14 protein-coding genes are annotated in these 13,342 nt (G+C 53.6%); 8 read left to right on the plus strand and 6 right to left on the minus strand.

The window, feature by feature from the left end; all coding sequences use genetic code 11:
- Window positions 1-3: 3 nt before the first annotated feature.
- On the minus strand, window positions 4-321 hold the full coding sequence (locus FJ146_08115; GenBank protein MBM4251922.1) for a DUF4258 domain-containing protein: 318 nt from the start codon (window positions 319-321) through the stop codon (window positions 4-6).
- Between the two features lie 4 nt (window positions 322-325).
- Here FJ146_08115 and FJ146_08120 point away from each other — a divergent pair, with 4 nt between their 5' ends.
- Window positions 326-781: a hypothetical protein gene (locus FJ146_08120; protein MBM4251923.1), complete on the plus strand. Its 456-nt coding sequence runs from the start codon at window positions 326-328 to the stop codon at window positions 779-781.
- Window positions 782-853: 72 nt separating this feature from the next.
- Here FJ146_08120 and FJ146_08125 read toward each other — a convergent pair whose 3' ends face one another.
- Window positions 854-1,927 (minus strand): hypothetical protein, encoded by a 1,074-nt coding sequence (locus FJ146_08125; protein ID MBM4251924.1) that lies wholly within the window; start codon window positions 1,925-1,927, stop codon window positions 854-856.
- A 121-nt stretch (window positions 1,928-2,048) separates the two neighbouring features.
- Between FJ146_08125 and FJ146_08130 the strand changes: the two genes are divergently transcribed.
- Window positions 2,049-3,266 carry a hypothetical protein gene (locus FJ146_08130; GenBank protein ID MBM4251925.1) on the plus strand — a complete coding sequence of 406 codons (1,218 nt, stop codon included), beginning with the start codon at window positions 2,049-2,051 and terminating at the stop codon, window positions 3,264-3,266.
- Window positions 3,267-3,285: 19 nt separating this feature from the next.
- Here FJ146_08130 and FJ146_08135 read toward each other — a convergent pair whose 3' ends face one another.
- The 3 genes from FJ146_08135 to FJ146_08145 are packed head-to-tail and all read right to left on the minus strand — an operon-like array spanning window position 3,286 to window position 6,227.
- A complete protein-coding gene (locus FJ146_08135) occupies window positions 3,286-3,639 on the minus strand; it encodes a hypothetical protein (GenBank protein ID MBM4251926.1) in 354 nt (117 codons plus the stop codon).
- Between the two features lie 7 nt (window positions 3,640-3,646).
- Window positions 3,647-5,158, minus strand: a complete 1,512-nt coding sequence (locus tag FJ146_08140; GenBank protein MBM4251927.1) for a hypothetical protein — start codon at window positions 5,156-5,158, stop codon at window positions 3,647-3,649.
- Window positions 5,151-6,227: an Mrp/NBP35 family ATP-binding protein gene (locus tag FJ146_08145; protein MBM4251928.1), complete on the minus strand. Its 1,077-nt coding sequence runs from the start codon at window positions 6,225-6,227 to the stop codon at window positions 5,151-5,153. Before FJ146_08145 ends, FJ146_08140 begins: the two co-directional genes overlap by 8 nt.
- 74 nt (window positions 6,228-6,301) lie before the next feature.
- Here FJ146_08145 and FJ146_08150 point away from each other — a divergent pair, with 74 nt between their 5' ends.
- The 3 genes from FJ146_08150 (at window position 6,302) to FJ146_08160 (ending at window position 8,408) form a co-directional block, all read left to right on the plus strand.
- On the plus strand, window positions 6,302-6,562 hold the full coding sequence (locus tag FJ146_08150; protein ID MBM4251929.1) for a glutaredoxin: 261 nt from the start codon (window positions 6,302-6,304) through the stop codon (window positions 6,560-6,562).
- Window positions 6,552-7,970: a hypothetical protein gene (locus tag FJ146_08155; protein ID MBM4251930.1), complete on the plus strand. Its 1,419-nt coding sequence runs from the start codon at window positions 6,552-6,554 to the stop codon at window positions 7,968-7,970. Before FJ146_08150 ends, FJ146_08155 begins: the two co-directional genes overlap by 11 nt.
- A gap of 114 nt (window positions 7,971-8,084) precedes the next feature.
- Window positions 8,085-8,408, plus strand: coding sequence for a hypothetical protein (locus FJ146_08160; protein ID MBM4251931.1), 324 nt, complete (start codon window positions 8,085-8,087; stop codon window positions 8,406-8,408).
- Between the two features lie 10 nt (window positions 8,409-8,418).
- Here the strand turns inward: FJ146_08160 and FJ146_08165 are convergent, their stop codons facing one another.
- On the minus strand, window positions 8,419-9,393 hold the full coding sequence (locus FJ146_08165) for an RluA family pseudouridine synthase (GenBank protein ID MBM4251932.1): 975 nt from the start codon (window positions 9,391-9,393) through the stop codon (window positions 8,419-8,421).
- Window positions 9,394-9,451: 58 nt separating this feature from the next.
- On the opposite strand from FJ146_08165, the gene smpB reads away from it, so the two are divergent.
- The 3 genes from smpB to FJ146_08180 all read left to right on the plus strand — a co-directional run bounded on the left by smpB (window position 9,452) and on the right by FJ146_08180 (window position 13,336).
- Window positions 9,452-9,907, plus strand: coding sequence for an SsrA-binding protein SmpB (gene smpB, locus FJ146_08170; GenBank protein ID MBM4251933.1), 456 nt, complete (start codon window positions 9,452-9,454; stop codon window positions 9,905-9,907).
- 163 nt (window positions 9,908-10,070) lie between these two features.
- Complete coding sequence (locus tag FJ146_08175) at window positions 10,071-11,414, plus strand: radical SAM protein (GenBank protein ID MBM4251934.1); 1,344 nt, start codon at window positions 10,071-10,073, stop codon at window positions 11,412-11,414.
- 2 nt (window positions 11,415-11,416) lie between these two features.
- Window positions 11,417-13,336 carry a CHASE2 domain-containing protein gene (locus FJ146_08180; protein ID MBM4251935.1) on the plus strand — a complete coding sequence of 640 codons (1,920 nt, stop codon included), beginning with the start codon at window positions 11,417-11,419 and terminating at the stop codon, window positions 13,334-13,336.
- The last annotated feature ends 6 nt before the right edge of the window (window positions 13,337-13,342 follow it).

Below are 13,342 nucleotides of genomic sequence, written 5' to 3' on the forward strand. Positions count from 1 at the left end.
CCTCTATTTCAATGGTCCCACAACTGTCACCACCAACAACTCATCGACAATGGCCACTACCACTCTAGTCTCACGACCATCGCGGGTTGAGCCTCTGATTGCGTGAGTCCACACGGAATGGTTCTGGTCGTACTCGTCTCTTTCGAATTCGTGAAATCCACCGATAAGAACCTGTTCAATCTCTGGTAAAGTATAACATCGCAACGCCATTCTCGACGCGGCATGCTTTAGGACTCGAATTCTGCCGCTTCCGATCAGTGACCTGATTTGTCTCATTATTTCAGGTGATTTCACGCCATCATCCGTGGTCATATAAAACATAAATGTGACTATTGCACATTTGAGAAATATCTGTCAATTCATTCGTCATGGCAACGTCGGCATTGGCACTACATCCCCGGCAACCACTCTCGAAGTCGCAGGCAACGTCACCATAAGCGGTGGCGGCACGATCAAGCGGGAAGCTTGGATCACTCCGACCTTTGCTAATTCGTGGCTGGATTACGGCACATCCGGAGACACCGCATATGGTCCTACGGCGTATTATCGTGGGACAGATGGCGTGGTGCGCTTTCGTGGCCTGATTCGTGCGGGTACTATCGATGCTTGCGCTTTCACTTTACCGACAGGATACCGCCCTTCGAAGTACCGATTGATGACCGTCATGTCAGGAGCGTGCCGCCTGGATATCATGCCGACTGGTTGTGTGGTAGCTCGCGTGGGTTGCTCAAATAATTGGCTGTCTTTAGACGGCGTCGCGTTTAGGGTTGTTGATGATTGATACTTACTGATCCCTATACAGCTACTCGGGTGAGCAGTCTTTGACGCAGCTTAATTGGTGCGACGATCGGGTCTACTTTTGCTCAATCTTGCACAGATCGTTTTTCTTACAATCAGACTGAATCACGGCACCCGTTAGATACTGATCGAGATCGTCGTAATTGCCAAAATTCTTCAGTAACCAAACAAGCTGGGTGCGTTTAGCAATCGCTTGCACTTTAAGCGGATCGGCGCTGGGATGATCCCCACAAAACAGATTGCCAAGAAATGGCAGGAGTCCAAACCAAGTGTTCTGCGCGACCCAGTCGACGTGTCCAGACTTCGGAAATTCTACATGCATCGCTGACGAGGGTGCGTTGGCGTAGAAGTTGGCATGGGTGCGGCCTCGAGGCGTGCACGTCAATCGTTTAGGATCACCTGTGATACCACCAAAGATCAGCATCTTGGCGCCGCTGCGGCGGATATTCTCGGGCAAAACGGGATTGCCACGGCACTGCCCCGGTGCGTCACCCTCCGCGATAGCGCACGGCGGTCCACCCGAGTCGACAGGATCCCAGGCGATGATCACCTTGATACGGGGGGCACCAGCAAAGTTAATGGCGGGATACTTGGTGTTGGCATCTCCACTTGATGCGTAGACGGCAATTTTACCTCCTAGAGAATGGCCAGCGATGGCTATCTTGTCCCTGTCGATGATCGATGCAGCCGGATTTGCCGCCGAGAGGGCCCAGTCGATAGTGCGTTGCACTTGTTTAGCTGAACCTGCGTGATCACTAGGTTTGGCAAAGTCGATGCCGAGAACGACAAATCCCCAGCTGACCAGATGCCGTGTCATTTGCTCGTAGTAACTATAGTGCGCGAGAAATCCCGGGAGCACGATCACGAGAGGGAAGTGGCCATTTGCGACCATGGTCTTGCCCCCGTCGTGCGACGGCGCATAGATCGTGGCATCCTCGTCCGGCGCCGCAGGTACTTTTACCGATCGCTCGTAGACCGCGAAGCTACCGTTGTCACTGGGGCTTCCCGCGATACGTTGTCTGGGTGCGGCCGGCTCGCCGCTGGACGCCACGGCTGGACTTGCCAAGAGGCACACCGGGATGCTCATTGAGACGCTAACTAGGAGTACTGTTGGATAAAAACCAATCATATTAGATTATTAATTGATATCTATAAAAATTGTCAATCTCAATATTTTTATTAAAAACATAATAATTGACTTATTAATTAAAAATCATTAAGTCCAAGGTCATAACGGCGAGGAGGTCCTCGTGCATGACTTAACGCACACCCTAGATCGAGCCATTCTAGGTTTGATCACCAAAAGTCTCGAGCGTGCCAGTAATGGCCAGGCGCTTGAGCGCGCCGCGTTTGCAACGACGGCTTACATACAGGGCGTGGGTAAGCGCAAGATCACTGACGACATTAACCGTCGTCTCGTTGTGCTCAAAAATCTCCTTTGGGACATGCAGCATGCGCTACCGCGCGGCGATGAACTCTACGAGTTCTACGCTAATGCCTGCGATGTTTACGAAAAGCGTTTTGATTACGCGACTTACATCTCGGACTACTTGCTGCACGCGGTCCCAGCGGCCGACTCTTTTGGCCAGGCTGTAGATCAACGCATGAAGGACTTGAGTTACATCGTGGCGCGGCTGTATCAGGTCGAGGCCGCACGGCCGACCCTGCTACCACAGCGCATGATTGCCTGCATGCATGTCCTCGCGCAGCTCCGGCAGCTCGAGAGTCACCAGGCACGAGAGCTACTGGGTGCCGGGCGTGACTTAATACCCTATAGTCAGGATGCACTGACTTTGATGCAGGGTATCACGGAGCACATGAGCCGTGATCCGCGCCACTTTGCCCTGCACTGCTCGCTGCTACCCACGTCAGCAGATAGATCCGAGCTTCTCTTTCTTTCCGTAGTCCAGCTCAATGAGATTTGTTTTGACCTGTGGATCGATGCTTTGCGGCAGATTCTTACCTCTGTGACAGCACATAAAATAAACGGCGAAACGCTTACGATTGCTGAGGACCTTTGCAGTCTCGCAAAATTGGCCGTCGCTTGTGTATCCATACTCAATGACTTTACTCATGATGAATTCATGCAGTTTCGGCACTATACGGAAAACGCTGGAGCCATACAGTCGCGCAAGTACAAGGAGCTCGAGCTCTATACCTGCAACTTTGTCGAAGATAGGGTTAAGCAAAAAGGCTACGAGGCTCTGCCGTACCTTAAAGATCTGAGCCAGTATCCGGAACTGAGGCTATACCAACTGGTGAGGGAGTTACCCCCTTCGGCTAATGGTCTGCGCCTCCAAGAGCTTTTAGAGCAATTTGAGAAGCACCTCCTAGACTGGAAGCGCTTCCATATCTATATTGCTCGCACGCGGCTTTTAAATCATGGTGTGCCGGACAAAGAGCGTCTTGATCACTATCTCGCATCTTCGATTAAGCCGACATTCAAGGGTAGCCAGCCGTCGTCTTAGACGTCCAGCAATGAGCTATCTACCATCCGGACTCGGGCCGGCTGTAGAGCCTGCCGTTCAGCACCGCCTGACAACTCAGCCGGTCCATATGATCGAGGTAGATGTAGGCCAGGGAAAAGAGCTGCTGGCTGATGCAGAGGCTTTGGTATTGGTCGCGCAGACATTTGTGATCTCGATCGAGCTCAATCATACTGCCGCGTGCGGCTACACTCCGGCATATTTGCGTCATCTGAGCATTGGTCCATGTGCCGTCGTAAAATTCTACACATCCCTTGCCGTAGACGCCATCAACCCCACAGCTGGCAAAAAAGCGTGAATCCTGGCCCAAGGCAGAACTAGCACACAAAAAACTGAGGATTATAAAACGGAGCATGGGGACCTCAGACTTGTTTTTTGAAGCCCACATCAGTCGCAGCCTGGCGACAAATCTGCAGCATAGCATCGACATCTTGATCTTCCGTATGTACCCCACCGAGGGCTAGTCTTAAAATGGGCCTGCCCTCAAGTATGGAGGGGTACATGAGGAAATGTTTACCGCCGTCACTCAATTCCTCAATGCGCTTGATCCAGCGATCGTTGAGATTATCGTCATTTGTCTCGAGCCTAAAACAGACCAAACCCAGATCTGTTTTGACCACCTGCTCAAACACATCTGAAACATCGATAGCCTGACGGGCGCGATTGCCTTGGTGGATGGCCTTGCGCAAAAACGCCTCCAGCCCAGAGCGCCCGAAATAACTGAGCACCATCCAGATCCTGAGGGCTCGGAACCGTCTCCCGAGCGGAATCGACCAGTCCTTGAGCTCAGGATTATAAATTTGCTCTTCGTCTACTCTAGCTAGGTAAGCACCGTCAGCGGCAAACACTTGCTTCAGCAGGTGCCGGTCACGAACATACAAGAACGCCGAGTCAAATCCGCACAAAAACCACTTGGAGCCGTTGAAGTTAAAAGATGTCGCAATGTCCTGCAGCGCATGTGAGCGCTCCCTAAACTCCGGTAAGATGAGAGAAGGTCCAGCGTATGCAGCATCCACATGAACCCAGATCTGCTCCTGGTCTGCAAAGCCCTTGAAGGACTCAAGATCATCGTAGCCACAGGTGTTGGTGGATCCGTAATTGAGCTGCAGTGCGCAAGGCTTTAGCCCTTTTTTACGGTCCTCGGCCATGGCAAGCCGCACATCGTCAGCGGTGATGCCCCAGTTGCCGTTTGGTAGTAGTTTGGCCGGAATCTTGTGGAGGCGCATCCCTGCAACGCGCACAGCTTTGGGGCCAGAAAAATGACTCTGGTCCGACATGTACACAACCAGTGATGACGAATCCTGCCAATAAAGGTCCTCAAGCTGTGCAGGCGTCAGTGACCCCGCGGCACCCAAGCCGCGTGCATGATGATTGACGCGGGCCGCAGTCATGATTACCGCCAAAGCCTCGCCGGCCGTGTTTTGGATGATGCCGCCGCCTTGACGCGAGGTGTGCCTAAATGGAGAGTCGTTTGGTGCGCCGAGTAAATCTAAAATCCAGTCCATCACGACGCATTCTAGTTCCGTTGCGGCCGGATTAGCGCTCCATTGCAAGCCAACGGATCCAAGCGCTGCGATGAGGAGCTCGCTGACGATTGCAGGAATCGAGGTCGCAGCCGGATAATAGGCGAAAAATCGCCGGTGCTGCCAGTGGGTGATGGCTGGCAGAAAGTTGGTCCTTACGGCTGCGATCAGTGTTGAAATGTCGCTGCCGTTGTCTGGAACCATGCCCGCCATTTTCGCAGCAAGTTCACCAGGCACAAGTTTTGGCTTTACTGGTGTTTGGTCTAAATTTGCCAGATGCTGATCGAGCAAATCTAGGGCCGCAAGAACAGCATGCCTAAGCGTCGCGGGGTCGAGGCGAAAATCAGCCATGGGCCAGCACGGCCTCCGCTAGTTGTTTGAAGGGGCGTGCCAACTCGTTGTCACTAAGTGCTACAGGCTTGCCACTGTCGCCGCCCTCGCGCACGGCGGCGGTCAGGGGCACATGGGCCAATACTTTGAGTTTACGCGCCGCTGCCATCTCACTCCCACCACCGGAGGAAAAAATAGGCTCGTGATGGCCACACTTGGGGCAAACAAACTCAGACATGTTTTCCACTAGACCAAACACCGGCACATCGAGTCTTTGAAACATCGTCAGCGCCTTGTGAGCGTCGAGCAGCGCTACGTTCTGCGGCGTCGTCACGATCACCGCGCCGTGGATTGGCAAGGTTTCGACCAGCGCCAATTGAATATCACCTGTCCCAGGCGGCAGATCGATGACCAGATAATCTAGCTCGCCCCACTTCACGTCGTAGCACAGCTGCCCAAAGGCCTTAGCCACTAGGGGGCCGCGCCAAATCACTGGCTGCTCGGTATCAGTAAGGAAGCCAAAGCTCACGGTTTTCACCCCATGAGCCGAAAGTGGCAAAAGCTTATCGCCGTCAGTCACCGGCATCTGTCCGGCTATTCCCAGCATCATCGGAATCGAAGGACCGTAAATGTCGGCATCAAGGAGGCCTACCTTGGCACCAGTGGCGGCTAATGCCGTCGCCAGATTCACGCTCACGGTCGATTTGCCGACGCCGCCTTTGCCCGAGGCTACGACGACGACATGCGTCACGCCGGGGATGGCCCGTTTGGCGATTTGTAGTCCGAACGGCGACTTGCGCTCGCTCAAGGGCGCTGGGCCACTGGTCGGGCCACTTGGTAGCGGTTTATTGCGCTTGAACCGAACCTCGATCTTGTGACTTGGGCTCGCAGCCTTGAGGCCGCGCTCGATGGTTAGCTTTTGATCGAGGCTGAGCCCATCGGATGCGACCTTGGCCAACACCGATGATGGCCCGAGCGGCTCTACACTTAGGCGTGCTAAGGTTTCGGTTTCACTCTCATTTTCAAGATCAGCCGCGGCCCTTAGGCCAAGCAGCGCCGCACTTAATTCGGCTTGCATGCTTATCCTCATTTTCGGGATGATAGGCGAGATTTCCGCGGGGGCGAATCTGCGTCCTCCTTATAACTTTGCTAGGGTGCATAGTCATGCAAGAAATTACTGTCTACACTACGTTAGTATGTTCCTACTGTCATGCAGCCAAAAGACTGCTCGAACAACGCGGTTTAGCCTTTAAGGAGGTCGATCTGACGCATAATCCTAAGCTACGTCAGGAACTTTCTGAGGCCAATAGTGGTTACCGGACGGTGCCGATGATCTTTATTGGTCGCGAGTTTATCGGTGGCTTCACTGAACTCGCTGCCCTGGATCGCAGTGGCTCGCTGACGGCTAAAGTCAATGCGCCTTAAAGCTTCGCTCCTTGCCCTCATTATTGGTGCCGCTAGCACCTTTGCATGGTCTTGGTCCGTGCGGCAGAACCGTGAGCCGGAAGATACGCCAGAAGCTCTGGACGCGGTCCCCGCAGACACCTTGGTCTTGTCACCACCGGCAAGTGACGCCAAGGTCCAAGTGACCGAGCTTCAGGGCGGTGGTCCCGAGGACGAGGCGGCCATGCAGCGCATCTACGGGGCCTTCGCCCTGGGGGATTTTTCTGGGGCTCTGAGCCTTGCCGATACTGCGGCGTTGGACAGTAAGTTGTCAGTGGCGTTTCGTCACTGGCTGAGTCAACAGATGCCGTCGATCTTAGTAAGTGCGGGCTGGTCAAAGTTACGCCTAGGTGACTGCGAACAGGCTACGGATTGGTTGCGACGTGCCGTTGCCTTAACACCTGCACCAGCAGCAGTCAAAGGCCTGGCCGTTTGCTTTTATAAACAAAAGCAAATGAGCCTCGCTCGTGAGCAGTTTCTGAATTATCTAGCACTTGAGCCTAACGATAGCGAAATGCTACTCCTCTACACTGACGTCCTGGAATCAGAGGGCCGTTTCGTCGATGCTGTCGGTATCCTGAAACAACTCCAGACACTGGCCGAAAATCCTGCGGCAAATCTGGATGGCGCTGCTATAGGGCAGCGCTTGCAGAGTATGCAAAGCCGTGAGAAAGAGAGCGCCTCCATGCAGACCGAGGCGTCTCGCAACTTTCGTCTCAGCTTCCGTAGCGGTGATCACGAGGATCTCGTGGCATTTGTCCTGCAAGCGCTGGAAGATGCTGCCGATGAATTTCGCGAATCGTTTGGTCTCCCGGCACCGCAGAGCCAAATTGAAGTGGTGATGTACCCAGCGGCTAGTTTTCAAGGAGTGACGGGTGGGGGGCCGGCGTGGGCCGAGGGTTTGTACGACGGACGCATTCGCATACCCGTGCGCCCTGAGCCACAGAAGACCGATAAGGCCGATCTCGACATAGTTCTGCGGCACGAATTAGTGCATGCCCTTTTAGCGCAGCTAGGCGACAGCCGTACTGTACCGCCCTGGTTTGGCGAAGGGGTGGCGCAGCGACTTTCATGCGCTGGCCGTTCTTGCGGTCGTTTTGCCTTCCCGCCGCAGCCTGGGGGCTTTTTGCCACCCGATTCTTTTGCTTCGTCCTACCTAGCCCTGTCGACCGTTAACGCCGGTCGCGCCTACCAACAGAGTTTATTTCTCATACTGACGATTGAGGCGCTAAAGGGCGAGCAGTCCTTGCGCCAGATCTTGACGTCTGTAACTACGAGCAGTGACATCAGCTCCGACGGTCTTTTGCTGCCTGTCGGTCTTGATTTTACGCGGTTGCATGCCGCTGCGTCTGAGCTGTGGATTAAACGCCAATCACCAGACGGACGCTAAACATCGTCTTTTTGACGCAGTAAATGTCATCGCGCAGGGACGAAAGATTAGTGGCTGAAACCTGACTATTTGCGCTATAAAAGTGCCTCTAAATTCTTTTGAGTGGTAGATATCATGATGCACCATGTGCTTAAATTAACGGTTGTTATTTGTTTGGCGGCAAGTTGCGGTGGTGAGAGCGCACCGAGTGGTTCACATCGCGTCAAGGGGATTGGGGCCTGTGAGGCAGGCCATCTCGCCACGCAGTGCCATAATCGCAGCGTCTGTCGCCTGGTGTGCGCGGTAGGCGGTGCGGCTGCAAGTGCGGCAACGGGTGGCTCGACTCTGGCGCGAGCCGGGACGGCAGGAGGTGCCCAGGTGTGCTCTGAGCTATGCTCAGAAGTGCCTCAGTGTTCAGAGGTATACATTTGTGATCGCTATGAAATGGGGGGGCCTTGAGCCCAGCTCCCTAGCGGCTGAGCTGGGCCCAAAGCTCCACCATGTCGTCTGGCATGGGGACTTCAACTCTCACCTCACGGCCACTTACCGGGTGCACAAATTCCAGTGAGCGCGCATGCAGGCAAAGACGCCGCCAGCCAGTGCGGGCTACCACGTTTTCCGTCAGCCCACGCTCGAAATATTCGAGGAAGACGTTTTCGTCCGGATGATAGGTTTTGTCGCCAAAAAGCTCGTGGCCGGCGTGAGCAGCGTGGATTCGGATTTGATTGGTGCGCCCAGTTTTGGGACGCGCCTCGAGCAAGGAGGCATCCTGTCCACGTCCGAGCACTGAGAACTCGGTCAAGGCATGCAGTCCGTCGGGTACGACCCACTTTTTGATGCGAATCGCACTCGCGGCTAAATCGCCAATGGCACCGTCGGCTACCCAATGATCAAAGCGCGGAAGACCTCGGGCGATCGCCAGGTATTCCTTGCGCAGCTGACGTTCGGCAAAATCAGTAGCTAGTTTACCACGGACTGCGGCTGTGGCACCGCAAATGACGATTCCGCTCGTCTCGCGATCAAGCCTGTGGACCGCCGCCCATTCGCGCCCAATTTCCTGCCATACAATTTCTGTGAACGTATTTTTGCGATACGGGCCATTCTCGTGCATCGGCAGGTTGCCGGGTTTATATACCGCCATGACAGGGCCGTCTTGCCATAGGACGCGAATGGCGCGATCAACTTCCGGCTCCACCGTCTTTGGTGCGTAAAGGGTCAGTTCGTCCCCGCACTTCAGGCGCGCCGCATTCTTGCAGCGCCGTCCGTTGACGAGTAGGCGCTCGCTCGAAATACGCTGTTGCCACCCGTTGCGCGAGAGGAAAGGAAACTGCCGCGCCAAGTAATCATCAACCCGCTGGCCTACGGACTCTACTGGCACAGGACCACCGAGGCGTCGGTATTCGTGCGTCGCCGCTTCATTGTCTGATGTCGCTAGGGTCTGCATGTGCTAAATAGATTACCCAGTAAGACGTTGGCAGGGCGCTTAACATAGTACGGAGCTCATGGAAAACAAAATCATTACCAATAATCGCAAGGCTTTCCACGAATACGTCGTGAGTGAACGCTACGAGGCTGGGATGGTTTTAACCGGCACCGAAGTTAAAGCGGCCAGAGCGGGCAAGGTCAACCTAAACGACGGTTGGGTCGCTATTGATGAGTACGGTGAAGCCTACCTGCATGACGCCCATATCGCTAAGTATAGCCACGGAACCTACGCCAATCATGTCGAGACGCGCCCCCGGAAGCTACTGTTAAGTCGCAAGGAATTGGCTAAGTTAGAGACCAAGACCGAGGAAAAGGGGTTCACCATCGTTCCCCTCAAAATGTACTTCAAGGGTCAGCACATCAAGCTGGAAATTGGCGTGGCCAAAGGTAAAAAAGCGCACGACAAGCGGGATAGCGCCGCCGCCAAAGAGGCTGCCCGTTCCATTGAACGCGCGATGAAGCACCGGCGCTAGGCGGCGCGTCTGGCCACAAAGGTTGGTATCGGATTTGCTATAGCTATGGCAACCGGTTAGGCCCGGCTGTGGTGCGATGATTGCAAGCCACTGAAATAAATGACAATAATTTCGTTGGTGTGCGGTCTGGCCGGCGTTGTCTTGGCTGTGAGGTGGTAAACAAATGACACTTGAGCGATCAGTAATCAATACGGCGGTGGCGGGTAAAAAACATCCCAGCCACTCTCATCTGCCAGAATGGCAGGCATTCAGCTTTGCTAGTGGCCAGTTTTTACTCCACATCCCGAGCTCTCATGTGCTTGAGGTTCCAGGCTATTTGGTGGCCCAGGTGCGCGGTGAGGTAAACGACCCAGCGGCCGCTGCCGAACTTGATGGCCTTGCCCAGGCGTTGCCGCGTCCCGTCAAGAAAAAGCCTGAACTCGACATAAGGGCGATCTCCCTTAATATGGCGCAAGGCTGCAATCTCAGGTGCACCTACTGCTTTGCTGGCGAGGGTGACTACGGCAGCAAGGGTATGATGAGTTTCGCCACGGCCAAGGCTGCCATCAGTCTCTTGGCTCAGGGCAAGAGCTCGTTTCACGTAGTTTTTTTCGGCGGCGAACCCATGCTCAATTTTGCGGTCATGGAGCAGGTAGTCAACTGGTGCGAAGCTGAGCAGCTACCGATCACCTTCTCTATGACCACCAACGGCACGCTCCTAACAGCCGAAAAAATGGCGTGGTTGAAGGCCAAGAAGTTTGCACTGAACTTGTCCTACGATGGCCCAGGCATGCATGCGAAACAGCGATTAAACAAGGACAGAGCTACGAACTCCGAGGCGCTCGTCGAGCGTAAAATTGCGGCCTTTTCCACTCAGCTTGCGGCGCTGCGTGATGTTAGGCTCAGAGCAACGGTCACGAAGGCGACCCTGCCATATGCAGAAGAAGCGCTGCTGGCAACATTGAACTCCAAGAACTTCAAGGTATTTCTGTCTCATCATGCGACAAGTGAACGTGGCGTTGAATTCGGTGACGATGACATTACCTACCTTGGTGACGTGCTTCGTCGCATCGTTGACCGCTTTATTGCGGCCGGTGATTTTGCGCGTCTCCTCAAGCTAGAAAACATAGAACAAGCGGTCCGCATGATTCATCGCGGTAAGACCGGCGGTATGACATGTGGCGCCGGTGTGAACTACTTGACGGTATCTGTCTCGGGCGGTTTTTATCTCTGCCACCGGTTTAACGAGGACGAGAGCGAGCGCGTCGGTGGTATCACCGATGGTCTCTCCTATGACAAGTTGGCTGAAGTCTCGGCTTTCCGTTCGGCAGGTAAGGCCCCGTGCAACACATGTTGGATGCGTGAATGGTGCGCTGGCGGCTGTATGCATGAGCATAAGAGCGCCAGCGGGGATAAGTTTGCGATTGACCCCCGATTCTGTAGACTGCAAGCCATCGAGATGATCGAGGCGATGCGTGTTTACACCACAATACTGGCGCGAGACCCTGCGTTGCTGGAGTCGATCTAGGAATGTCACGATCACTAAAATCAGTCGTCATCAGCGGGCTGTTTTTATCTGTGATCGCGTCATTGGTCTATGTGTTCTATGCAACTGAGCTCAGGTCGAGAACAGAAGACGAGCTTTACGATTTGCGGACACGCTTAGCACCGTCACTGCGCCCGAAGAACCCAGTGCTCTTGATAACCATCGATGATGGTGAGCCGCAGACTTCACTTGCTTTAGGGTCAATGCCGTGGCAGGCGCGGCCGATTCAGTCGCTGGAGGCAGAGAAAGTTATAAACCTGACCGAGCGACTCCTCAACAGTAAGGCTCGGATGATAGGTGTCATCTTGCCGCCGCAATTTGTCAGTTACGACGATCCCCATTTAGATAAGCTGGCTGCACTGGCCAAAGGTGACGAACGCATCTTTATTGGCGCTTTTGGTCATTCGAAAATTGCAGATGACGAGAGCGGCCGTGCTAGCAGGTTGCTTCTGACAGCTGCTGATAGCCTGTATCGCGCAGATATTAAACGTGACTTTAGGCGTGAGACGATTCGTAAACTTTTAGTTAGAGAGCCTGATGACTATCCTCATATAGTCTACAGTATGGCAGAGCGTTTTAAATCAGGGGCAACTGCCAATAAGGATGCGCAGCAAACTGTGCTATCTCCGAATCGCGTTAATCATAGCGGCGACCCCCTCGTCATTGAGCTAAATTACGCGCATAAAGATGAACTAATACAGCTGACGGCAAGCTCCGTCATAAGTAATCCCGAACATGTGGACCTCACAGATTCGGTGATTCTCGTCGGTTATACCGGATTTAGACCGTTTACGTTCGATAGTCGCGAGGCCACCTACGTCAATACACCGTGGCAGCCAGAGGGTGCCGACCTCAGCAGCGGTATTCCGGTGCTACATCTGGCAGCTATTGGTCTCATAAATCTTATTGACGACACCCATCTCAAGCGCGCTTCAAATTGGGTAAACCTGACACAAACCGTTTGTCTCTCACTCTTGGCGCTAGTCGCATGGAGTTTTGAAATCCGAACCGCCAGTCTGATTTTTGTATGTAGCTGGGGGCTTTTGTTGATTGTACATGCAGCTCTTTTTTCCTATTTAAACCTTCATATTCCACTTGCGGACACGGCTCTTTGGTCTGCGCTCGCGACTGTTTGTGGTGCATTTTGGCGCCTGAGGGCAGATATTCAGCAGCGCGCTGGCAAGCTAGAAAAGCTTAGCTCGGATGCCGCACTTGCTGAGATTCAAGATAAATTTCTGAGTCGGTTTGCTGCTGAATTATTGCAGCTGAACGATCAGCTTTTAACGATTTTAAAATCTATGTCCAGTCCCATGACTGGGACAGCCGCTCGGGCTCTAGAAAAAGCTACTAGCAGTGCTGTTGAACTCCAAGATTACTTGGTCGGTATGCGACACGTTGGCTACCTAAATCGTATGGATAACGTCAAACCCACCATGTCTGACGTAACCATCGGCGAGGTGATAGTGGAGGTTTTGCGGCTTTTTGAGCTTAGATCTCAGGAGGCGCAGGTGAGTTTTTTGGTTAGTCTAACTCCGGACGCCGAGGCCCGGGGTGACCGAACATTAATAGCGCAGATTCTCTATAATCTCGTAAGTAACGCGATAAAATACTCGCCACGAGGGGGAGAAATTGAAGTAGAAGCAGTCCGGCAAAAGAGCCAGATCATCATGCGCGTCTCGGATCATGGTCCAGGTATCGATGCCGAATTCCATGAGCGAATTTTTGAAAAATTTTACCGGATCAAAGATGAAATTGTTTACAAAAGTAAAGGGCATGGTCTTGGGCTGTATCTCAGCCGCTATTTCGCCAGGCAAATGAATGGTGATATCGAAGTCGTTTCATCTCCGGGATCTGGTGCCACTTTTATACTGCGGCTTTTGGCATCTAAGAAGGGGCGAGGATAATTCACA

Source organism: Deltaproteobacteria bacterium, from assembly GCA_016874735.1.
GTDB lineage: Bacteria > Bdellovibrionota_B > Oligoflexia > Oligoflexales > CAIYRB01 > CAIYRB01.

Coding starts and splice junctions, on each gene's coding strand:
- FJ146_08150 (MBM4251929.1), top strand. CDS start 6,302: ATGCAAGAAATTACTGTCTACACTACGTTAGTATGTTCCTACTGTCAT.
- FJ146_08175 (MBM4251934.1), top strand. CDS start 10,071: ATGACACTTGAGCGATCAGTAATCAATACGGCGGTGGCGGGTAAAAAA.
- smpB (MBM4251933.1), top strand. CDS start 9,452: ATGGAAAACAAAATCATTACCAATAATCGCAAGGCTTTCCACGAATAC.
- FJ146_08155 (MBM4251930.1), top strand. CDS start 6,552: ATGCGCCTTAAAGCTTCGCTCCTTGCCCTCATTATTGGTGCCGCTAGC.
- FJ146_08125 (MBM4251924.1), bottom strand. CDS start 1,927: ATGATTGGTTTTTATCCAACAGTACTCCTAGTTAGCGTCTCAATGAGC.
- FJ146_08180 (MBM4251935.1), top strand. CDS start 11,417: ATGTCACGATCACTAAAATCAGTCGTCATCAGCGGGCTGTTTTTATCT.
- FJ146_08145 (MBM4251928.1), bottom strand. CDS start 6,227: ATGAGGATAAGCATGCAAGCCGAATTAAGTGCGGCGCTGCTTGGCCTA.
- FJ146_08165 (MBM4251932.1), bottom strand. CDS start 9,393: ATGCAGACCCTAGCGACATCAGACAATGAAGCGGCGACGCACGAATAC.
- FJ146_08115 (MBM4251922.1), bottom strand. CDS start 321: ATGTTTTATATGACCACGGATGATGGCGTGAAATCACCTGAAATAATG.
- FJ146_08135 (MBM4251926.1), bottom strand. CDS start 3,639: ATGCTCCGTTTTATAATCCTCAGTTTTTTGTGTGCTAGTTCTGCCTTG.
- FJ146_08160 (MBM4251931.1), top strand. CDS start 8,085: ATGATGCACCATGTGCTTAAATTAACGGTTGTTATTTGTTTGGCGGCA.
- FJ146_08140 (MBM4251927.1), bottom strand. CDS start 5,158: ATGGCTGATTTTCGCCTCGACCCCGCGACGCTTAGGCATGCTGTTCTT.